Consider the following 21,674-nt stretch of genomic DNA (forward strand, 5'->3'; position numbering starts at 1 on the left):
TCAAGCGTTTAATTCGCAATAAAGTTAAATAAAAAATTATTCATTGCACCAATTAGCCATTAGCTTTGCTTACCGTTTTTGGCACGAGAAATGATTCGATTAAAAAAAACGAGCTAATTAGACCATTTATTCTGTGAAACGCACTTTATTTTTATTGCTGATTGCCGCTGGCTGTAGCCCATCGGTAACCAATACTTCCCTTAAAACCGACCTTCAAGACTCTAAACCTGCTTGGCTTAGCGCGAAGCCAGATCAATCGTTTTATTATATCGGAATTGGTAGAGGTATTAAAACTGGGACTGCTAATTATCTGCAAGCGGCAAAAAAAAGCGCTTTAGAGGATTTAGTTTCTGAAATCAAAGTTAATGTTTCGGGCACTTCTACCTTGAGCCAGATCGATGCCAACAAAGAATTTCAAGAGAAGTATGAGCAAATTATTAAGACCACCGCTGCTGATGAAATTGAAGAATTTGAACTAGTAGATTCTTGGCAAGACGAACGCAACTATTGGGTGTATTATCGTCTATCCAAGCAACGCTACAAAGAAATTAAAGACGAACAGAAAAGGAATGCCGTAAGCATTGGGTTGGATTTTTTCACCAAAGCCAAACAAGCCGAGCGAAACAACGATCCGGTATTGGCGTTGGGATTTTATTACCAAGGCTTTCGCGCCATTGAAAAATATTTAGCGGAGCCCATTCGGTTAGAGTTTGAAGGAAGGGAAATTTTATTGACCAGCGAAGTAGTAGCCAACATGCAGTTGCTATTGGATAAAATGGAGATTTCAATAACACCAGCAGAAGTTTCTCTCAATAGAAGAGTTTCCATCGATGACCAATCCTTTATCGCAAAAGCCTATGATAAAAAATCGAGAAAGATAATTTCAGATTTGCCGTTGCGGGCTTCTTTCGAAAAAGGTTCTGGCATTGTGTTTCCAGATTACAAAACAAATGCTGAAGGCTTGGCCAAAATATTGTTGACCAAAATCAGCTCGCGCGATTTGGAGCAAACGGTTTCAATTAAAGTAAACCCACTGAGTTTTGCTGGAGGCTCGGCTACTAAGATTGATTCGTTGGTAGTTCAAAAATTGGTAGTGCCACGTGCTACTATTTTATTGAAGGTACAGCGGCCGTTGGTTTATGTGGCTTCGATTGAAAAAAGCTTGGGCAATCCAAAAGCCAACCAGCAAATTACCAACCGCATCAAAAACTATCTAACGAATGCAGGTTTTGAATTCACCGACCAAAAGGGGAAGGCCGAACTGGCTTTGGATGTTGACGCTAACTCTGAAAAGGGAGCCGTTTCGGGCAGTATTTTTATAACCTATGTTACAGCCGTTATTCGGGTTTCTTCCGTTAAAGACAACAAAGAGATTTATGCCACCACCCTCGATCGGATTAAAGGATTTAGCCTGGATTACGAACGGTCAAGTCAGGAGGCTTATAATAAATCGCTGGACGTATTGGAAAAAGAGAAACTTCCTGAATTGTTGAACTCAATTTTACAATGATTTAATAATCAAGAAAACAGGTTAAAAAGTATGGCCTATAAATTGCATTAACTAAATTGCTAACCAAATAACTAACAAATATGAAAAGAATAGCAAATTATTCGCTCGTGATAGTAGCTGCTGCGGCTGCAATAATCAGCGGCTGTAAAGCCAAACAAAAAACACCTGATGGCGAAAAAGAAGTGATCGTACCTTGCTCGGGACCAGATTTCTTTACCAACAACAAAGTATTTCGCGCCAATTCTATTGGTGAGAGCATGGATCAGGTGACTTCTAAAAAGAAAGCTCTGACCAATGCGCGTAACGAACTAGCTCAATCTATTCAGACTACTGTTAAAACAGTTACAGATAATTATACCAATTCTCGCTCAATGAATCGTAAAGAAGAATTGGAGCAAAAATTTGAGCAGTTGAACCGTGAGGTGGTAGAGCAAACTTTACAAGGCGTGCGCACCATTTGCGAAAAGTTAGTTCAAACAAAAGACGGTAACTACAAAACCTATATCGCCATTGAACTTTCGGCTGATGATTTAGTAAAGCAATATAACCAACGCTTATCTACCGATGACCGTTTGAAAATCGACTACGATTACGAAAAATTTAAGGATACCTTCAATCAAGAAATGGAAAAGAGATCAAAAGGAAACTAAGTCTCTGCTTCAGTCATTCGTAAAATCCCGACCTAAAATCGGGATTTTTTATTTTACTATTTTTGATACATGCCTGGCTATTCAGGTACACCGTTGCTCAAGAAATTAGGTCTTAAAGAAGGAGATAGCATTTATCTTTTCAATGAGCCCAAAGAATACCTCAATTGGATTTCACCGCTGCCCAAGAATGTTCAAGTGAAGCAACGGCCTCAGAAAGATTCAGTCCAATTTGCTCATGTTTTTGCTTTAGACAGCAAAATATTTCAAGCGCAATTTCTGAAAGCAAGAGACGGCCTCGCCAAAACAGGCATGCTCTGGATATCATGGCCAAAAAGGCTTCCAAGATTGCAACGGATCTAGATGAAAACATTATTCGCGATTTTGGTTTGAAGAATGGTTTGGTAGATGTGAAGGTCTGCGCAGTGAGCGAGGTATGGTCAGGATTGAAGTTTGTGTATCGCGTGAAGGACCGATAATTAGAATTTCTCTGCAAAGTCCATGACACAATTGAATCCGTATTTTTTGTGTTTTTCGATAGCAATCCCAATGTAATGCAGGCGAGGCTCAAGTATATTTTTTCGATGCCCCAAATTTTCGATTCCGTCATCAATCAATAGCGACATCACAATGTCGATTGGTTCAACATTCCCGTAGTCACAATTTTCAGCAACTGCGCCTTTGGCTTTGGCCCGTTCGCGTAAGCGCTTATCAAAGGTTACTCCGTTGCTGCTGGTGTGCCCTACTTTGTTTTTGGTACCCATATCGATAGCGTGAGCTTCGGCCGTTGCCGTTAAAGCTGAAGAAAGTTGCAAACTTTCTACTTTGTCCCTGGTTTTTAAATCATTCACCAATGAAATGGCAAAACGATTTTTTGTTAGCTCATGCTTTTCAATATAAGGATTTAGGTATTCCGTAAGAAAAGATTGTGGATTCGTTCGCGCAATGTTTAATAGCTCTAGTACTTTTTCAATCTTATCTTGGCCGAAACAAGAGGAGGCAAGCAACATCAAGAAGCAAATAGATAGTGCTCTTTTCATATTTAACAACCTTGTTCGAATTAGGTGTTGGAGGATTAAGGCAACAAAGAGCCAGAAACTAGTGAGAACCACATTACTTCCAATTGGCTGGATCCAACCGCCACGATTTTACATAAATCAATTGATCTTCGTCTAAATATTTTTGTTGAATTGCTTCAGGCAACAAATGGCTGAAGTCACTTAGACATATCAATGGCACTTTTTCTTCGGCAAATGCTTTCTCACTAGCCTCAAAGCCATAAGTAAAAATGGCGACCATCCCAATTACTTTAAACCCTGCCTCGCGCATGGCCTGAGCCGCTTTTAATGAACTTCCTCCTGTGGAGATCAGATCTTCGATCAACACTACCTTTTGGCCTTTCTCAATCTTTCCTTCAATTAAATTGCCCATGCCGTGTTCCTTTGGTTTAGGACGAACGTAAACAAAGGGCAAGCCCATCTCTTCAGCCACCAGCGCGCCTTGCGGTATGCCGGCTGTGGCTACCCCAGCAATACATTCCGCTTGCGGAAAATGTTCGCGTATAGCTTGTACCAAACTGTGCTTGATATAGGTACGAATGAGTGGGTAGGAAAGCGCCAACCGATTATCGCAATAGATGGGGGATTTCCAACCTGAACTCCATGTAAAGGGGGTTTTGATGTTTAGTTTGATGGCGCCAATCTGCAGCAGCTTGCTGGCAATTTCGGTGGCCGTTTTTTCTTGAATAGTAATCATGCTCATAGGGCGGCAAGTTAGAATGAAAGCATTACTCCTCAAATATGAGCCACTAATGATTTTTAAGTAATGTGATGTTTTGGTTGTTTTTTAGTTGTGAGATTGCGAATAATTTATGTTTTTGCGCTGTTAAAAACCTGATTGAGCAGTTGAATGAATTTGTTCGTAAATGACATACCCGTCCGCATTCTAAAAGCCAATGAAAAGGCACTTTCAGGTCATTATAACTATGAAATTGATGCTTCCAAAGAGGCGATTTCAAAAGCTAAGCTGATCAACCATGTTTGGCTACACCATGCTGCCATAAAAGATATGGACAATGTATTTGACCTACTCAATTCAAAAGTGCCCACCAATCTGTTGTCTTTAACCATCAGCATCAATGATTACTTGGGTTTTATGGAGTACTTAAAAGACAGGTATAAAGTAATTAAAGCGGCCGGTGGGTTGGTGCGAAAGAAAGATAAATTTTTGATTATTTATCGGATGAAGAAGTGGGATTTGCCAAAAGGGAAAAAAGAAAGCGGAGAGCGCTCATCCGAAACCGCTGTACGCGAAGTAGAGGAGGAGTGCAATGTGAAGGTAAAACTAGGCTCTAAAATTTGCACTACGTGGCACACCTACACCATGGGCAAGAGCAACATGCTCAAAAAAACAAAATGGTATAAAATGGATTTGATTGATGACTCGAACAGCAAGCCGAGTTTAGAGGAGGATATTGAAGAGCTTCGTTGGATGACGGAGAAGGAAGTATATCACGCCCTCGAGAATTCGTATAAATCCATTCGTTTCGTTTTTGAAGAATACTACCGAAAGCGCGAGAAGGTTTCTTAGGTCAGTTTCTTAAGCCAATTAGTCATTCTAATTTATAAGGCAAAAAGCCTGACACATCACCGTTGTATCGATGTACTTCTCTTATTATGGAAGAACTGAGCGATGCCCATTCGGGTGAGGTTATCAAAAAAACAGATTCAAGCGATTTGTTTAAATGGCGGTTTACTTGCGCGATGCTGTTTTCATACTCAAAATCGGTGGTGTTGCGCAACCCTCTTAATAAATAATTTGCGCCATTTCTTTTGGCATACTCGGCTGTTAACTCTGAATAGGTTTGAACTTTTATTTGAGGATGCTTTTGAAAGGTCTCTTGTATTTTGCTGATCATAAAATCAATCGGGAAATAGCGATTGCTTTTGCCGCTGTTGTACCCGATGGCAATGATGATCTCATCAAACAAAGTTAATCCTCGCAGCACGATATCATGATGGCCATTGGTAAAAGGATCGAATGAGCCTGGAAACAAAGCAACTTTTTTCATTCACCAATCAGCTGAGCAGGTCAAGCGAATATAAATCGAAAAACTGATGCTCTTGCACATCGTCAAACATGTAGCCAAAACTCATGTGAGTTGGTCTTCCACCAAACGAAACATTGCGTACGTATTTTACAAATTCAAGGTAGTGCGGAGAGTTCTTTCCGATGTATCCCCACAGCATTACTTCGCTGGTTTGCTGATCCATGCCCACTGTTTTCATCACCAACATGATGTATTTTACGTAATCAGCGAATTGGTGAATAATGAATTGGTTGTAGTAAATCAATTTCCCTTTGTCGGCCGAGATCAAGTGCATTTTAAAGCGATCGACATAGACATACAAAGGAGTTGATGTTGATGATTTGCTGATTTGGATCACGCCCTCAATCAAAGCAGCCGACTGATGAAAAATTTTTAATTGCGTATTTTGATAGCTGGATTGAAGCCATTCTAAAATCAACTTTTGCATGGAAAACACCGTAGTGATCGCCAATGAATTGTTTTCGCAATGCAAAATGTTTTCGAGTGCTGAGTCAACCGAAGCATTAAACTTTAAATACTCAGCCGAATTTTCTTCAAGAAACAGAGCTTTCGGCAACTGAATGAACTTATTATTCTTGATCGAGATTTTTACCTCCCTCCAAAAACCAGCTTGTAAAAACTCATGCGCATCGAACAGTGCTTTTAAGAGATTAAGCAGCTCGTGATAAGAATTCAATTCGCTCAGAACATAGTCTTCAAAAAAAAGTAGCCGGTTATCGTTTTCAGCGACAACGGCTACTTGAAAATCTCTAATCCCTAGTTGTATCAACAGCCTGTATTGATGAAGGTTATCTTCATCAAACCGGTCGTCTTTGACCTTCTTTATTAACTTATAATTCGCTCCGGTGGTTTGCAATCAATTCGATTCCCAGTTTCCAGAAGTAGACACATCCAAACGCGAACCAAATTGAAGTGGTTTGCGGTTTTTGGCTTCGTTGCTTTCCTTGCGTTGAGGATTGTCAGGTTTAGGATCTTTTACTTCAATAGTCTGAACCAGCACTCCGTTTTTATCAACTTTGCCCACATAGATGCTAAACATTTGATCAGCATCTTCTTCCTTTAGTTTAGGTTTTCTGCCAATATTCTTTGTATCGATAGAAGGGTTGAAGGCATAATCCCAAAAGGCAACCAATTGTTGGCCTTTTTTCACAGGATCACCCACTTTTAAGTCTGCCAAAGTGGTAACAATGCCTTGGTCTTTAAAAGGAGGCTCTTGATTTTTTTCTCCTACTTTAATGACATACCCTTTTTGGTTTTTAATAATACGGTCGCCTATTTTTATTCTGAAGCCCATAAAAGTTCCACTCTCGGGCGCATTTTCAGCATAATTCTTTTTGAAAATTTTATCGTGTGCTGGCGCGTAGCCCAAGGTATCGTAAAACACCTTCACTTCTTCTTGGCCATAGCCAATTTGCTTGATTTCTTCTCTTCGGTTGATGATCGGCACCCGGCCATTTTGAATGAAATTGCTTAATGAGTCCCAATTGGCAGTATATCTTTTGTGTACTTCAAAAAACACAATTTCTGCCTCCCGAATCAGCTTTAATTTTTCAATCACTGCTTCTTCGGCTTTTTTGATGTTTTCCTTTTCGTCAATAGTGTTTTGAACCCCAAAATATAGTTTAGCGGCAAGCCCAGCACTGCCTGCAAACAATAGTATGGTAATGATTCGGGTTACGGTTGTATTCATGTGTTAATAATTTTTTTTAGTGGTCACATGCGATGGACTAGATGATCATCTAAATTGGAGTAGAGCATCTTAATGGCCATTTCATGCAGTTACAAGGTTTAGTGTGCAATAATAGGTATTTTAAGCGGTTCGATGCAACCAATTAGAGTTTAAAATAGCCTTTTAAATCAACTATTTGGGCAGGTTTGGTTACCAATCCAAACATTCCGTGAAGTTGGCGTTTGTTCATCCTTTCTAATTCTTGCCAAGAATGAAATCGAAGCCCCTGCAACAAACTGGGTGCCCCGGGTTCTGGATCCTTGCCCAGACTCAGGACGCCTCCTATTTTTTCCACTCTAAAAAATAGCTCCACGGCATGTAGTGCCAATTGAATAAATTCGCAAGCGAACAAAAAGTCACAAACTTTAATCTCTAGTCCGGTCTCTTCCATCCATTCTCTCTTTAAGCAATCAATGGCCGATTCTCGCCATTCGATGCTTCCCCCGGGTGGATTCCAAAAGTCACCATCGGCTATCCCTCGGTGATTGACCAATAGTATGGAATTGTTTTCAACCAATAGTCCGCATACCCGCGTCCTCAATCGATTTCCGTAAAATTGATGAACCGATTCTTGCATCTATTCGTTAAAAAAGTTGATCTTGTAGAGTTGCCTGCTTTTAGCACTAAATGTAAATGGTTGGCTTCTAATTTTTTATCTTTTCCATATCTATATGAGATATTTTTTCTCGGTTGCGTTGGTCTTTTGCTTTGCATCAGTGAAAGCTCAAATAACCACCAACACAAAAGGTGCGGTTATTTCTTGGGAGAAAACCTCATTCGATTTTGGTGATATTGTTCAAGGTGAAAAGGTGATGCACACCTTTAAATTTGTGAACACAGGTACTGAGCCTCTTATCATCACCAATATAGAAGTAACGTGTGGCTGCACCATCCCTAAGGGGTGGCCTCGCGATCCCATCTTGCCGGGCGGCAAGGGAGAAATTGAAGTTCAGTTTAATAGCTCAGGTAAGTTTGGCAGGCAAAATAAAGTAGTTACGATGGTATCTAATGCCACCTTGGGCAATAGCCAAATTACTTTTTCGGCCAATATTCTAGAGAAGAAAATGCCTAATTGATAATTTTAGGTTTAGAACGATTTTTTAACCTCTGATTGTAGGGTCTAAATAAGACAATTGCTGGTGAGTCAAACCGATTACTTCTTATAGAACCCATAAGCGGCCAGTGCCCAGCCGGCAATCAAAAACAATCCGCCAAAAGGTGTGACAATCGCTACAGCGGTTTGGTTAAAGATAGCCAAAACATATAAGCTCCCTGAGAAGAGCAAGATGCCCACCAGCAACAAGTTAGCACTCCATTTCAGAAAAGTCACATTGCCTAATTGAAAGGTTGCCCCAATTGTCATTAATGATAGTAAGTGGTAAAAATGATAACGTACAGCAAGTTCAAACGTATCGAGCCGATTATTGGCCATTAATATCCCTTTAAGCGCATGAGCCCCGAACGCACCTATACCAACGCCCAACATTCCCAAAATGCAGGCAACAACGATAATGTCTTTTTGTGTTTTCATCATCAAGCACTATAATCTCTTTCTCCAAAAATTGCCGTACCTATTCGCACCAATGTGCTGCCTTCTTCCACCGCAATAGTATAATCCGCACTCATGCCCATCGATAGTTCTTTCATTTCAATCCTTAGGTCAGTATTTTTTTGTTTGATTTTTTCAAACAGATTTTTTAAAAATTTAAACTCTTTTCGGATTTGCCCTTTGCTCTCAGTTAAAGAAGCCATGCCCATCAGCCCTTTCACCTTTACATGTGTCAATTCAGGTGGAAAATGGTCAACCAATTGAATTACCTCCGCTTCATCCAAACCAAACTTGGTTTCTTCTTGGGCAATGTATACTTGTAACAGGCAGTTGATGGTGCGGTTGATTTTCTTTCCTTGCTTGTTGATTTCTTCCAGCAACTTCAGGCTATCCACCGAATGGATGAGTGAAACGAAAGGGGCGAGGTATTTGACTTTATTGGTTTGCAAATGCCCAATCATGTTCCATTCAATATCTTTTGGAAGGGCTTCGTATTTGGTCTGCATTTCTTGGGCTTTATTCTCCCCAAATATTCTTTGACCAGCGGCATAGGCTTCTTCTAACTTGGCAATCGGTTGGGTTTTGCTTACCGCGATCAGCCGGGCGGAAGTACCCTGTAAGTTGTTATTAAAAAACTTAATATTATTTTCGATGCTCATTGCCTAATTTTAAAGATTAAATAACCCGCGCAAAGGTATGGCCATCTTAGGTACGTTGCTCAAAAAAGGAATAAAATTAAGGGAGAATCTTCAACAAGAATATTCTTCACCACTGGAGTTGCAGAAGAATGAATTAAAGGAATTGCTGATTGCGGCCAGCAGCACAGAGTTTGGCAAGTACTACGATTTCCATAAGACACTATCGCAATTTAGAAGAGGGGGCAAAGCATTCTACCAAGCCTACAAAAAATCGGTGCCCATTCACGATTACAACAAAATTTACAAAGATTGGTGGCAACTATCGCTAAAGGGAGCAAAGAACATTGCTTGGCCTGGCCGCATCAAATATTTTGCCTTGAGTTCGGGAACATCCGAGGCCGCCTCCAAGCATATTCCGGTCACCAAAGAAATGACCAAGGCGATTCAAAAGACGAGCGTACGTCAGATTATTTCTTTGTCAAAATATGATTTGCCGCCTCAAGTTTTTGAAGCCGGCATTTTAATGATCGGAGGCAGTACCCACCTCAATAAAAAAGGTAGCTACTTTGAAGGGGACCTAAGTGGAATACAGGCTGCCCGGTTGCCCTTTTGGTTTCAGCATTTTTATAAACCGGGAAGAAAAATCGCCAAAACCCGAAATTGGGATAACAAACTCAATGACATCGTAAAGAAAGCACGGGATTGGGATATTGGAATTATCGTTGGGGTCCCCGCGTGGATCCAGATTTTAATAGAAAAGATTATTGATTTTTATAAAGTAGAAAACATTCATGAGATATGGCCAAACCTTTTGGTTTATGTGCATGGGGGCGTTTCGATGGACCCTTATCGAAAGGGATTTGAAAAATTGATGGGTCGCCCTATTTATTACATTGAAACCTATTTAGCCTCAGAAGGATTTATTGCATACCAAGCGCAACCCAACCACAAAACCATGAAGTTGGTATTGAACAATGGTATTTTTTATGAGTTTGTGCCATTTGATGATGATAATTTTTTGCCCTCGGGTGAAATAAAATCAACAGCAGAGGCCATTGCCATTGATGAAGTGGAGGAAGGAAAAGAATATGCATTATTACTTTCCACCTGTGCAGGAGCATGGCGATACTTAATAGGAGATATAATCAAATTTACTTCAATAGAAGATTCAGAGATTGTTATTACTGGACGCACCAAGCACTTCTTGAGTTTGTGTGGCGAGCATTTGTCGGTAGACAATATGAACAAGGCCATTGAACTTGTTTCCAATGAATTGAACATTAGCATCAAAGAGTTTACGGTAGCTGGCATTCCGTATCAAAATTTGTTTGCGCACCAGTGGTATATTGGCACCAATGATAAAGTGGATAAGAAGAAATTGAAAGAGCGGTTGGATTTTCATTTAAAAGAACTCAATGACGACTATGCCGTGGAGCGCAGTGCCGCGTTAAAGGAAGTGATGGTAGATGTTTTGCCCTTGCATAAGTTTTACGATTGGATGCAGTCGAAAGGTAAAGTGGGTGGTCAAAATAAATTTCCACGCGTGATGAAAAGCACCCAACATGAAGAGTGGAAGAAGTTTGTTGGGTAGTGGGTGTGATTAGTAAGTTGTATTTGATAAGGGGTGGTTGGTGAGTGGTGCTAGGTATTCAGTATTCGATAATTTATACTTTCTAACTTCAATCTCCTGACTCCCTTCTCCTAAATTCTAACTCCTACTAGCATACATGGATATCCTCTTCAACGGTTTTAAGGTAGGCATCGTCCTCACGTTTTTAATAGGGCCTGTTTTTTTTACCATTATTCAAACCAGTATTGAAAGAGGTTTTTGGAATGGCGTATTGGTTGCATTGGGGGTTTCGTTAAGTGATATTGTCTATGTGGCCATTTGTTACTTTGGTATTTTTCAATTTTTGAACGAACCCAAATGGCGAACAACCATGGCGTATATAGGGGGTGCCATTTTGATTTTGTTTGGTTTGTATCACCTGCTCGTTAAAAGTAGGCGTGCCATGCAACCGGTAAAGGCTGCTTCTGAATCAAGCGGATTCAAATATTTTGTGAAAGGTTTTGTTATCAACGGTATCACACCCATGGTTTTGATTTTTTGGATTGGTACAGTGAGCGTTGCCACCCTTGATTTTGGCTATGAAAAGGGATATGAGCTGTTTTGGTTTTTTCTAGCTCTATTGCTCACGGTATTAAGTACTGATGTTTTAAAGGCTTACCTAGCAGGAAAGCTTCGCAAGCTGATTACAAATCGATTTTTAATGATTGTCAACGTGGTAGTTGGCATTTGCTTGATTGCGTTTGGCATTCAGTTGATTACTATGGCCAAGACGGTATTTGCTATAAATTGAAACCCTTTTGCTCCATTTTTAGTTTATTTGCATAGTGAAACGAGTGTTGCCCATATTATTTGCCGCCATCTACCTGATTTTAAGCATTGGGGTGGCCAAATCCACCCATTTTTGTAAGGGCAAGGCACGTCACACCTCCGTTTTTTCTTTTGAAGCAAAAAAGTGTGCTTGTTCAAAATACAACCCGACCAATAATTGTTGCGATGATGAGCGCGAATTGGTTCAATTGAAAGATGATCAGACCGGCAGTCAGTCATTGGTTGCTCCAATCCCTACCTACAATTTAATCAGTGAAATATTCACTCCAACTTTTGGTGTTTCTGAGTACAAGGCGTTTATAGCTTCTGATTTAGAAGTTCGGCCTCCTCCCAAAGTACCTATCTATCAGCACATACGCAGTCTTATCATTTGATTCTTTTCGGATTACTTAGAGCATTTTAAGCTCTTGTTTGAGTTCTATTTCTTACTTCTAAATTCTTAATCAAATGAAAACTGCATTCGCTTTCGTATTACTATTACTGATTACATCAACCAGTTGGTCGCAATTATCAGTTGTAACCACGTCCATAAAAGTCTTTGGCAACTGTGCCATGTGTAAAGCCCGCATCGAAAAGGTACTCGATCACAAGGGCATCAAAAAGGCCGAATGGAACAAAACCAGTAAGCAACTTTCGGTGGTGTACAATTCAGAAAAAATTACGGAACAAAAAATCCACGAATTGATTGCATCAATCGGGCATGATACCGAAAAGGTAAAGGCCAAAGATGAAGTGTATGCATCGCTGCCGTTTTGCTGCCTATACCGCGATCATGAACATGACTAAGTTGCCAAGAGCAATTAGGCAGTAGCCAATCCACGGGCAACTCACGTTATTCTTTTAATCGTTAACCATTGATTATGAAATTATTTTCGATCCTAGCTTTTATTTTGCTTGCAAGTTTGCCGATACAAGCGCAGAAATTATTAGGTGTAGTTTTTGAAAAAGATGAAAAAGGAAAAGATCAACCCATGGCTGGAGCGAATGTGTATTGGCTTGGCACTACCATTGGCACTGCCACCAAAGACAACGGTGTATTTCTCATCGATCGGATTGAAGGATACAACAAACTCCTGATCAGTTTTGCGGGCTACCAAACGGACACGGTTTCCATCACCGATCAAACAAGTATCAAAGTTGAGTTAAAATCCGAGCGCTACTTGCAAGAAGTAACGGTGCAGGGCTGGAGGCCTTCCACCTATGTAGATATTACTTCTGGGATCAATACCGTAACGATGAATGAGAAAGAATTATTCAAAGCGGCCTGTTGCAATTTGTCTGAAAGCTTTGAAACCAATCCTTCGGTGGATGTAGCATTTACAGATGCCCTAACAGGTACCAAGCAAATTCAAATGCTCGGACTGTCCGGAGCCAATACATTGATTTCGCTGGAGAACATGCCGGGTGTGCGCGGATTGGCCGCAAGTCAGGGCATTCAATTTATTCCTGGCACGTGGATCAATTCCATTCAAGTGACGAAAGGGGTAGGCTCAGTGGTGAACAGTCACGAAAGCATTGCCGGGCAAATCAATGTGGAATTAAAGAAGCCCCAAGAGAGTGACAAACTTTATCTGAACGGATATATAAACAATACAGGGCGAGCAGAGGCAAATACTATCTTCACAACGCAAGTTTCCAAAAAGTGGGCGACTACTTTTTTGGTGCATGGCAGCATGCGTCCCACAGAAATTGACCAAAACAAAGATGGATTTTTAGATTTCCCTACCGGGCAACAAGTAAATTTTATAAACCGATGGGTGTATAATTCCGGCAATGGTTGGCTGGGGCAACTTTCAGTCAAATATTTAAAGGATCAAAAGCAAGGCGGGCAATCGGGCTATAATGCCGAGCGCGATAAATTCAAATCGAATGTATATGGATTGGAAATAAATACTGAGCGAACAGAGTTTGTAGGAAAGTTAGGGTATCAATTTCCAGCGCAACCGTACAAAAGCTTTGGCCTTCAAGTAAGTGCCCTGCGCCACCTGCACGACAGTTATTTTGGCAACGTGGTTCACAATGCCGATGAGCAATCGGCTTACACCAACTTGATTTATCAATCGATAATTGGCAGCACTTCTCACAAATTTAAAACAGGGCTTAGTTTTTTGTACGATCGATATATTGAAACGTTAGGCACCAATATCAACATCGGTCAATATGACTTTAGTCGTACCGAACAAGTGAACGGTGCTTTCTTTGAATATTCTTATGATGACTTGAAAAAGTTCTCACTGGTGGCTGGCTTGCGGGTGGACCACCATAATTTATTTGGAGTTTATTGGACTCCACGAGTTCATGCGAAATATAACGCAACAAGCACTACAACGCTACGAGCTTCGTTTGGCAGAGGCTGGCGGTTGGCCAATATCATTGCTGAAAACTCTTCATTCTTAGCGTCTTCTCGATCCATCGTTTTGTCGAATCAACAAACAAACAAGGCGTATGGCTTTCGCCCAGACGATGCTTGGAACTATGGACTAACCCTGCAACAAGATTTTACGATTGATTACCGCCCAGGAAATATCAGCATCGATTACTTCTTTACCGATTTCAAAAACCAAGCGGTGATGGATTGGGACCGCAACACACAGCAAATAAATTTCTTTGGCCTTACGGGAAAATCTTTTTCAAACAGCATTCAAGCACAAGTAGATTATCAATTAGCAAGAAGGCTTGACCTGCGGTTGGCGTACCGGTGGCTGGATGTAGAAACCGATTATTTGAATGGCCGCTTGCAACGCCCCATGGTGCCGCGCGATAGAGCCTTTGTCAATCTCGCTTATAAAACAAAAAACCTCTGGTCGTTTGATTGGACGCTTAACCGGATTGGCGTGCAGCGAATGCCCGACATGGAATTGAACCCGATTATTCACCAATTGCCACCATTTTCTGAGCCGTACTTTTTGATGAACGCACAAGTGACTAAGGATTTTGGCGACAAATGGAGCGTGTATATGGGAGGGGAGAACCTGAATAATTTCACTGTCTCAAATCCGATTGTGGCTGCTAATGCGCCCTTTGGGCCTCACTTTGATAGTGCCATGATTTGGGGCCCTGTGTTTGGAACGGTGGTGTATGCAGGGTTTAGGTATCGGGTGAAGTAGCCGTTTTTAGGCAATTTTATTTCTTTTCACTTAAAGCCTTTACTCTTTTCAAAAGCTCTTCTTTTGATATTCTCCTGCCCCCTTTACTTAGTTTTGTCCAAAGGGCATCAGCTCTATCAGTCAAGAATGGGTTATCTCTTTGATTGTTAATTGCAGATTCTATTTTGGACATAAACTAATTTTTATTGATGATAAAAGATACTAAAAAAATAAAGTTAACAGTATTTACAAAAATCCACAATGATTTCTTCTACTGAAGGTATTTGTGCATCCAGAGTAACAATTTCCCCATCACTTTTCAATCTACAGGCTACTTTTAGGCCTTTTGTGCTCTTTGTAAATCCAATAAAACGAATAATGGTATATCCTATTTCTTCTAAAAAGAATTCGTTAGCGAAAGAATATCCTTCAATAACTTCTTCAAGTTATTTCGTAGATCTTATTCCCAATCGATGTAGCTCCGGAAGACTTAATAAGGTGTGGTCATATTCGAACATAAATTATTGAAACAAATAGGTGATTAGTCCTGCAACACATTGCTCAAGAAACTCGACTTCAACAAAAGCCACAACAAGAAAAACAAGATAGCCCATCGGAGATAAATGAAATAGAAATCAGACGTGTCTTTGAAACGGTTCTCTTTTATTTCGGCTTTTTCATATTGGTCAATGCGTTTGAATACATTGACCAACGCTTCATTGTCCGTTACACGAAAAAATTCGCCCGTTCCAATCTCAGCAATCTTGCGCATGGTGGTTTCGTCCACTGTATTTTCAACCATTTGCGGTCTTCCAAAAAAATCTTTCCCATAAGGGACCATACCTTCTTTGCCTACTACAATCGTGTAAAGTTTTATTCCATAAGCTGCCGCCAGTTCTGCCGAAGTAATGGGGTCAATGTTTCCGGCTGTATTGTCACCATCGCTTATCAATATGCCAACTTTGGATTTTGTCTCCGACTCACGCATGCGATTGGTTAATACGGCCAGTGCGCTGCCAATGGCTGTGCCACGCGATTCAATCATCTCAAAATTGATGTCCTCTAAATAATTTTTCAATAAATCATAATCGGTGGTGAGGGGAGCCAACGAAAACGCATCTCCCGAAAAAACAACCAAGCCAATACGATCTTGTTTGCGGCCATTGATAAAATCCCTCGCCACATCTTTTGCTGCTTGCAATCGGTTGGGTTTAAAATCCTCAATCTGCATCGACTGCGAAATATCCAATGCAATCATAATGTCAATACCCTCTGTCCATTGCTCTACCTTTTCATTGGTTTTCTGTGGCCGGGCCAACGCCACTAAAATCAATGCCAACACAATGGATAATAGAATGTCTGGCAAAAATCTCAATACGTGCATCGGTGAATTTTTCAAATCACTTTTTACTAATGCCACAGGTAATTTTTGGTTGAGATAATATTTCAACAACCACCTAATCAACAACACCAGTGGAATAGCAAATAACCCGTATAGAAAGAGTGGATTCTCCCACGTGTAGTTTTTAAACACGGTAGGAGTAAACCATTGTGGCGAGTACCAAGGGTCGAGCAAACTATCCATTCTTAATTTCTTCTAACTTTTCGTGGTACTTTTCTTCACTGAATTTTTCGAGTTGCACAAAGGGTTCCTTTTCTGATTCTAACTGTGCATAAATCACGCGGTCCACTTTGTTGAGCGCCAGTGCCAGCGATTCGTTGGGTATCACTTCTTTTATCTCCTTAGTGGTCAGTTTGGTGAAGGGTTTTGCGCTTAGGTTCTCAATATACTTTTTCCAAACCACCAATGCGGCTTCTGCCGAAGGCTTGTTCCCTGAAAGGGTTTTATCCATTTGTAAATGATACTGTTCCAAAAATTGGCTATGTGCTTTCTGAAGATTTTTGATGCGGTAATGCTTGCGTATTCGCTTCCCGAAAATGATCCAACCGACCAACATCAATAACAACACCACCCCAAGTAAAATAGAGGCAACTGGATAATTGAATAACCACGAAACCGGATTGTAATTTGTGTTGGTTTTCAGCGGAAGCTTTGCCAACTGCACAGAGTCGGGCAACACGATGGCGGTTTTAAAAAACACATCTCTCTGTTCTGGCAATACCACGGTGCAATCTTTTTCTTGTACCACAAATACGGGCAACTGCAATGATTGAATGCTGTCAATTTCAAATGTGGCAAAAGTGTATACCACGCTATCGTAGCTAATGCCATTGACCGTGCGGGTTGGCGACAAGTTCTTTTTCTGGTACTCAAATGGGGCAAATTTGTAGCTCGAATCCGGAAACAGCACCAACATTTTTTCAGGATACCGCGCTGTTAAAAAGTATGAAATCGGTTTCCCCAATTCAATGCTGTCAGCTGAGAACCGCGCCCTTACCTCTACCAAATTGTTTTGTGCGGTACTGGAAAGTGAAGCCGAGCAACAAATGGTTATCAAAAAGAAAATCCGCAAAATCCCCATCACACCAGTTTAAACGATTGGTTTCTTACCTTAAATAACTTTAATAATTTAGGAACGTAGTCTTCATTTGTATCCACAGCCACAAAGTTGATTTGATGTTTACGGCTAAAGTCGGCCAATTGTTTTTGCCGCTGGCTATGGTGAGTGGCAATGGCTTCACGAAAGCCCCCAAACGAGGTGTTTACCCAAATCGTTTTCCTCGTCTCCATGTCCACCACGGGAATGATGCCTAATTTCGGCAATTGGGTTTCACGATTGTCGCTTATCTGCACAATCACCAAATCGTGCCTGCGTGCCAGCGATTTCAAATCGTGGTAATAATCTTCATCAATAAAATCAGATAGCATGATAATCACACTTCTGCGCTTGATGCTGTTTAGCGCAAATGAAATGGCTTTCTTTAGATTTGTTTTCCGCGAGTGGGGAATCAATTTGAAGATGTTATAAATAATATCGTATGCTTGTTGAATCCCCTTTTTTGGCTTGATGAATTTTTCACGCTCGTCAGAGTAAGCAATCATACCAATCTGGCTCGATTCTTTGGCACCCGCCAACGCCAACACGCCACAAATTTCTTTGCCCACATCCACTTTGGTGCGGCCAGGCGAGCCAATGTCTTGCGAGGCGCTCACGTCTAAAATAAAAAAAATCGTTTGCTCTTTTTCTTCGCGAAAGGTTTTCACAAATGTTCCGTGCCCCTTGGCCGATACGTTCCAATCAATCGTGCGAATGTCATCCCCATATTGGTAGGGGCGCACATCGTCAAACTCCAAGCCCGTACCTTTAAACACCGAACGAAAATCGCCCTGCATTTGGCTGTTCACCGCCTTGCGAATCTGGATCTCGTACTTCCGCAGTTTTTTTAACAGGTCTCTCATGTCTTTAATCATTACTTGTTTGCGGCCTTTGCTGAAGTCCGTCCGCCCTCAAACCCAAACATACTTCGGGCTTTCCGCGCCCATTACTGGCCTACCTTCCAATCTAAACTTATCAACCCGCAAAATTAGCATTCCACAATTCTCTTCTGTATTTTATTATTCAAACTTACAACCTTCAAAAATAATAAATATGGTTAATTTCGTGGCCTGATTTTTGGCCATCCACAAAGAAAACGGAACGCAAAATTAGGGTCTCAATCGATCAATCGCTTAACTCATTGCAAAGTATGTACTCCTATCGAACTAGTTTGTTCATTTTTTTGACTTTACCATTGCTGCTGGTAAGCTGTGGATCTAAAGAGACTGCCCCAAAAGCCGTTTTGCCAAAAGATAAGCTGACATCCCTAATTATTGAGATGTACTTAGCAGAAGCCAAGCTCGATGGTTTGCCCATTCAAAAAGACTCCAGCATTAAATTTTTTATACCCCGCGAAAAAAAGATTTTGGAGAAATTGGGCGTACCAGATTCTGCCTTGCGCATCACCTATGAATACTATCTGAAACACCCCAAAGAGTTTGAAGAAGTATACGATGCGGTCATTGATAGCCTGAACCTGCGCGAGCAACGAATCAAATGATTTACCCTACCACTTTTGAATCTAAAATCGGCTTCGACCAAATCCGCGAGCGGCTCAAGCAACATTGCCTAAGTTCGCTTGGCGCGCAGGAAGTAGAAGCTATTTCTTTTCAAAGTGATTATCAACCAGTTTTTACGCTACTCAAACAAGCAGACGAATTCTGTCAGTTGCAGACCAAAGGCGAAACATTTCCCATCCGCAATTGGTGGGATCCATCCCAGCACCTCAACACATTAACCGTTGATGGCACCTATTGGGAAGAACAACAATTTTACCACTGCCGTTTGTCGCTGTCTACCTATTTCCAAGCCAAGGAGTTTCTCGAAAAAAACAGTGAGTTATATCCGTACTTGTTTCAGCAGATTGAATTTGTCTCATTACCAAAAAGGTTGATAGAATCAATTGATAGCAAACTAGATGATACAGCGAAAATTAAGGACAATGCAACTTCTGAGCTTCAACAAATCCGTAGGCAACTAAAACTTGAGGAAGGAAAAGTCCGCAAATTAACCGAACAACTATTTAGAACGGCTTCAGCAGAAGGCTATGTGCCAGAAGGTGCTTCACCAACCATCCGCGAAGGTCGATTGGTGATTCCAGTTCTGGCAGAGCATAAAAGAAAAATAAAAGGTTTTATTGTGGATGAATCGGCCACTGGTCAAACCATTTACCTGGAGCCTGCCGAAGTATTGGATGCCAATAATGAAATTCGCGATTTACAACATGCTGAGCGAAGAGAGGTGATCAAGGTGTTAAGGGAGCTAACGCGCATGATGGCCGCTTACTTGCCAGAGTTAAAGAATGTTTTTGAGTGGATGGGCAAGATTGATTTGGTAAGTGCCAAAGCAAAGCTGGCCAACGAATTGGATGCATGCCTTCCACAAATAGAAAACTCGCCACAACTGCAGTGGTTTGTGGCGAGGCATCCGCTGTTGGTGCTAAGTTTTAAAGGAGAAAAAAAAGTAGTTCCGCTCACAATTGAATTAAATGATGAAGATAAATTCTTATTGGTTTCAGGGCCAAACGCTGGCGGCAAGTCGGTTTGCTTAAAAACAGTGGGCCTATTGCAATACATGCTTCAATGTGGGTTGCTCGTTCCGGCCCAGTCCCATTCACGCTTTGGCATTTTTCAACATATCTATATCGACATAGGCGATCAGCAGTCGATTGAAAATGATTTGAGCACCTACAGCTCGCACCTCAAAAATATGGGCTACTTTCTCAAACAATCCAATGCCAATACGCTGGTGTTGTTAGACGAACTTGGCTCAGGCACCGATCCCAATTTTGGAGGTGGCATTGCACAAGCTGTGTTGGATAGTTTGCTCGAAAGAAAAGTGTGGGGTGTGGCCACCACCCATTATTACAATTTGAAAGTATTTGCCGAAAATAAAGTGGGAATTAAAAATGCTTCGATGCAGTTCGATACCAATAGTTTGCGGCCTTTGTTTGTGTTGGAAATTGGAAAGCCTGGTAGTTCGTTTGCATTGGAGATTGCCCGCAAAACTGGATTGCCTGATTCAGCCCTCCAAAAAGCAGAGCAAATCATTGGCAAGGAATTGACTGGCTTGGAAACATTGATGAAGACCGTTGCCGAAGAAAAATTAAGCTTGGCAAAAAGGGAAAGAGAATTTAAAGAAAAACAAGAGTTGTTGCACGTAGAGCTCAATCGATACAAGCAATTGAACAGCGAACTGGATACACGCAAAAAGGAAATCATCAATAAGGCAAAGACCGAGGCCGCCCACTTATTAAAAGAAACCAACCGGGAGATCGAAAAGACCATTCGTCACATACAAGAAAACAAAGCCCATAAAAATGAAACGCGCAAGGTGCGTAGCAACCTGCAACAGTTGGCCTCTAAAGTAAAGCCTGAAGAAAGCATTCACCCAACGGAAGCAGTTGAATTAAAAGTGGGGGACAATGTTCGCATCATTGGGCAAGAAGTTTCAGGTAAGCTGCTGTCCATCAAAGGTAATTCGGCCATGGTACAGTTTGGGCAATTGTTAGCTAATTTAAAGATTACCCAATTGGTGCGAAGCGATTTATCTGAAGTGGTACCGGCTGAATTGAAGCGAGCCCATGCTTCAGGTATAAATGTGATGGCCAAGCAAGCCAATTTCAATCCGCAATTGGATATACGAGGTATGCGGTCGGAAGAAGTAGAGCCATTGCTCATGCAGTTTTTAGACGATGCAATTCTGCTAAGCCAGAGTCAGTTGAAAATCATTCATGGAAAAGGAGAAGGCATTTTGCGCAAAGTAGTGCGCGAACGGTTGAAGAAAACGAAAGCAGTTGCTTCTTTTACCGATGAACATGCCGATAGGGGAGGCGATGGTGCAACCGTGGTAGTACTGAAATAAAAATCCCCTGCCAGTTGGCAAGGGATTTTCTTATGAAAGAGATTAGGGATTACAACCCAAAAGTAAATACCCAGTTTCCTTTTACTTGGTCGGTTCTTGTGTAACCGGCACCTTGGAAATTAAATTGAATCGACAAAGTTGCAGCTGGATCTGTAACATTGTAAGTCATTTCTAATTTATCTGATACAATGGATGGATCACGCTTAATCTGAGTTGCAGGATCCGTACCAAATGTCCACGTGCCACTAGTTTTCCAAGGGCTGAGAGCTGGCCGCCCGGCTACGGCATAGTTAAATGATGCGGATCCTTTGGTTCCAGAGAGAGTAAGGGTAAATGTAGCTTTATCGTAAGGTCCTGCGGGTGTAGCTGTCTTTAGCTGATCAACACCATCTAAGGTTACAGCCGTAAGTTTCCAAACCTGATTAGTTCCAGTAAGCAATCTTAGCTGCTTGTCTGGCAACGGTTCTGCGGCAGGTTTCGAGTCTCCACAATTTGAAAAAGTGAATAGGCTGCCAATGGCAATAACGGTAATAAAAAGTTTAGCTGCTTTCATTTAGAATCAATTTTAGAGATTCAAACTTACTAAAACTCAAAGGCAAAAGAAAAGGTTATTGGTTTTTCCCTTTCAATTTATTCTAAAATTAAT

The 21,674-nt window shown here is 41.1% G+C and carries 25 protein-coding genes; 12 read left to right on the forward strand and 13 right to left on the reverse strand.

Annotated elements, in window-relative coordinates; translation table 11 throughout:
- Positions 1-133: 133 nt before the first annotated feature.
- The 3 genes from KA713_02460 to KA713_02470 all read left to right on the forward strand — a co-directional run bounded on the left by KA713_02460 (position 134) and on the right by KA713_02470 (position 2,520).
- Positions 134-1,510, forward strand: coding sequence for an LPP20 family lipoprotein (locus KA713_02460; protein ID UXE67488.1), 1,377 nt, complete (start codon positions 134-136; stop codon positions 1,508-1,510).
- An 80-nt stretch (positions 1,511-1,590) separates the two neighbouring features.
- A complete protein-coding gene (locus KA713_02465) occupies positions 1,591-2,160 on the forward strand; it encodes an LPP20 family lipoprotein (protein UXE67489.1) in 570 nt (189 codons plus the stop codon).
- Between the two features lie 69 nt (positions 2,161-2,229).
- Positions 2,230-2,520 carry a hypothetical protein gene (locus tag KA713_02470; protein UXE67490.1) on the forward strand — a complete coding sequence of 97 codons (291 nt, stop codon included), beginning with the start codon at positions 2,230-2,232 and terminating at the stop codon, positions 2,518-2,520.
- A gap of 116 nt (positions 2,521-2,636) precedes the next feature.
- Here the strand turns inward: KA713_02470 and KA713_02475 are convergent, their stop codons facing one another.
- On the reverse strand, positions 2,637-3,197 hold the full coding sequence (locus tag KA713_02475) for a CAP domain-containing protein (GenBank protein UXE67491.1): 561 nt from the start codon (positions 3,195-3,197) through the stop codon (positions 2,637-2,639).
- A 73-nt stretch (positions 3,198-3,270) separates the two neighbouring features.
- Entirely contained in the window at positions 3,271-3,912 is a 642-nt protein-coding gene (locus KA713_02480) for an orotate phosphoribosyltransferase (GenBank protein ID UXE69002.1), read from the reverse strand.
- Between the two features lie 153 nt (positions 3,913-4,065).
- Between KA713_02480 and KA713_02485 the strand changes: the two genes are divergently transcribed.
- Positions 4,066-4,746, forward strand: coding sequence for an NUDIX domain-containing protein (locus tag KA713_02485; GenBank protein UXE67492.1), 681 nt, complete (start codon positions 4,066-4,068; stop codon positions 4,744-4,746).
- A gap of 22 nt (positions 4,747-4,768) precedes the next feature.
- On the opposite strand, the gene coaD is transcribed toward KA713_02485, so the two are convergent.
- The 4 genes from coaD to KA713_02505 form a co-directional block, all read right to left on the reverse strand.
- Positions 4,769-5,227, reverse strand: coding sequence for a pantetheine-phosphate adenylyltransferase (gene coaD / locus KA713_02490; protein ID UXE67493.1), 459 nt, complete (start codon positions 5,225-5,227; stop codon positions 4,769-4,771).
- Positions 5,228-5,234: 7 nt separating this feature from the next.
- A complete protein-coding gene (locus tag KA713_02495; GenBank protein UXE67494.1) occupies positions 5,235-6,122 on the reverse strand; it encodes a DUF3822 family protein in 888 nt (295 codons plus the stop codon).
- The gene (locus KA713_02500; GenBank protein UXE67495.1) at positions 6,123-6,956 is read right to left on the reverse strand and encodes a hypothetical protein; all 834 of its coding nucleotides are present in this window, start codon (positions 6,954-6,956) and stop codon (positions 6,123-6,125) included. It abuts the gene before it with no gap.
- 142 nt (positions 6,957-7,098) lie between these two features.
- Entirely contained in the window at positions 7,099-7,572 is a 474-nt protein-coding gene (locus tag KA713_02505; protein ID UXE67496.1) for an NUDIX hydrolase, read from the reverse strand.
- A 94-nt stretch (positions 7,573-7,666) separates the two neighbouring features.
- On the opposite strand from KA713_02505, the gene KA713_02510 reads away from it, so the two are divergent.
- Positions 7,667-8,071, forward strand: coding sequence for a DUF1573 domain-containing protein (locus KA713_02510; GenBank protein ID UXE67497.1), 405 nt, complete (start codon positions 7,667-7,669; stop codon positions 8,069-8,071).
- Between the two features lie 77 nt (positions 8,072-8,148).
- Here the strand turns inward: KA713_02510 and KA713_02515 are convergent, their stop codons facing one another.
- On the reverse strand, positions 8,149-8,526 hold the full coding sequence (locus KA713_02515) for a DUF423 domain-containing protein (protein UXE67498.1): 378 nt from the start codon (positions 8,524-8,526) through the stop codon (positions 8,149-8,151).
- Positions 8,527-8,528: 2 nt separating this feature from the next.
- A complete protein-coding gene (locus tag KA713_02520; GenBank protein UXE67499.1) occupies positions 8,529-9,203 on the reverse strand; it encodes a YggS family pyridoxal phosphate-dependent enzyme in 675 nt (224 codons plus the stop codon).
- Positions 9,204-9,240: 37 nt separating this feature from the next.
- Here KA713_02520 and KA713_02525 point away from each other — a divergent pair, with 37 nt between their 5' ends.
- From KA713_02525 to KA713_02545, 5 genes are all read left to right on the forward strand, one after another.
- A complete protein-coding gene (locus KA713_02525) occupies positions 9,241-10,773 on the forward strand; it encodes a GH3 auxin-responsive promoter family protein (protein ID UXE67500.1) in 1,533 nt (510 codons plus the stop codon).
- A 136-nt stretch (positions 10,774-10,909) separates the two neighbouring features.
- The gene (locus tag KA713_02530; GenBank protein ID UXE67501.1) at positions 10,910-11,542 is read left to right on the forward strand and encodes a LysE family transporter; all 633 of its coding nucleotides are present in this window, start codon (positions 10,910-10,912) and stop codon (positions 11,540-11,542) included.
- Positions 11,543-11,576: 34 nt separating this feature from the next.
- Positions 11,577-11,954, forward strand: coding sequence for a hypothetical protein (locus tag KA713_02535; GenBank protein UXE67502.1), 378 nt, complete (start codon positions 11,577-11,579; stop codon positions 11,952-11,954).
- A 73-nt stretch (positions 11,955-12,027) separates the two neighbouring features.
- Positions 12,028-12,366 carry a cation transporter gene (locus KA713_02540; GenBank protein UXE67503.1) on the forward strand — a complete coding sequence of 113 codons (339 nt, stop codon included), beginning with the start codon at positions 12,028-12,030 and terminating at the stop codon, positions 12,364-12,366.
- Positions 12,367-12,440: 74 nt separating this feature from the next.
- Positions 12,441-14,687, forward strand: a complete 2,247-nt coding sequence (locus KA713_02545; GenBank protein ID UXE67504.1) for a TonB-dependent receptor — start codon at positions 12,441-12,443, stop codon at positions 14,685-14,687.
- Between the two features lie 16 nt (positions 14,688-14,703).
- On the opposite strand, the gene KA713_02550 is transcribed toward KA713_02545, so the two are convergent.
- The 4 genes from KA713_02550 to KA713_02565 all read right to left on the reverse strand — a co-directional run bounded on the left by KA713_02550 (position 14,704) and on the right by KA713_02565 (position 18,027).
- Positions 14,704-14,859: a hypothetical protein gene (locus KA713_02550; GenBank protein UXE67505.1), complete on the reverse strand. Its 156-nt coding sequence runs from the start codon at positions 14,857-14,859 to the stop codon at positions 14,704-14,706.
- 348 nt (positions 14,860-15,207) lie between these two features.
- A complete protein-coding gene (locus tag KA713_02555) occupies positions 15,208-16,251 on the reverse strand; it encodes a VWA domain-containing protein (GenBank protein ID UXE67506.1) in 1,044 nt (347 codons plus the stop codon).
- On the reverse strand, positions 16,244-17,152 hold the full coding sequence (locus KA713_02560; GenBank protein UXE67507.1) for a hypothetical protein: 909 nt from the start codon (positions 17,150-17,152) through the stop codon (positions 16,244-16,246). Before KA713_02560 ends, KA713_02555 begins: the two co-directional genes overlap by 8 nt.
- Positions 17,149-18,027, reverse strand: coding sequence for a DUF58 domain-containing protein (locus tag KA713_02565; protein UXE67508.1), 879 nt, complete (start codon positions 18,025-18,027; stop codon positions 17,149-17,151). The genes KA713_02560 and KA713_02565 overlap by 4 nt, the downstream gene beginning before the upstream one ends.
- A gap of 287 nt (positions 18,028-18,314) precedes the next feature.
- On the opposite strand from KA713_02565, the gene KA713_02570 reads away from it, so the two are divergent.
- Together KA713_02570 and KA713_02575 are read left to right on the forward strand one after the other, a co-directional pair.
- On the forward strand, positions 18,315-18,665 hold the full coding sequence (locus KA713_02570) for a DUF4296 domain-containing protein (protein UXE67509.1): 351 nt from the start codon (positions 18,315-18,317) through the stop codon (positions 18,663-18,665).
- On the forward strand, positions 18,662-21,028 hold the full coding sequence (locus tag KA713_02575; protein UXE67510.1) for a Smr/MutS family protein: 2,367 nt from the start codon (positions 18,662-18,664) through the stop codon (positions 21,026-21,028). Before KA713_02570 ends, KA713_02575 begins: the two co-directional genes overlap by 4 nt.
- A gap of 49 nt (positions 21,029-21,077) precedes the next feature.
- On the opposite strand, the gene KA713_02580 is transcribed toward KA713_02575, so the two are convergent.
- Positions 21,078-21,581 carry a hypothetical protein gene (locus KA713_02580; GenBank protein ID UXE67511.1) on the reverse strand — a complete coding sequence of 168 codons (504 nt, stop codon included), beginning with the start codon at positions 21,579-21,581 and terminating at the stop codon, positions 21,078-21,080.
- Positions 21,582-21,674 lie beyond the last annotated feature (93 nt).

Origin of the sequence: Chryseotalea sp. WA131a, from assembly GCA_025370075.1 — a bacterium.
Lineage (GTDB): Bacteria > Bacteroidota > Bacteroidia > Cytophagales > Cyclobacteriaceae > ELB16-189.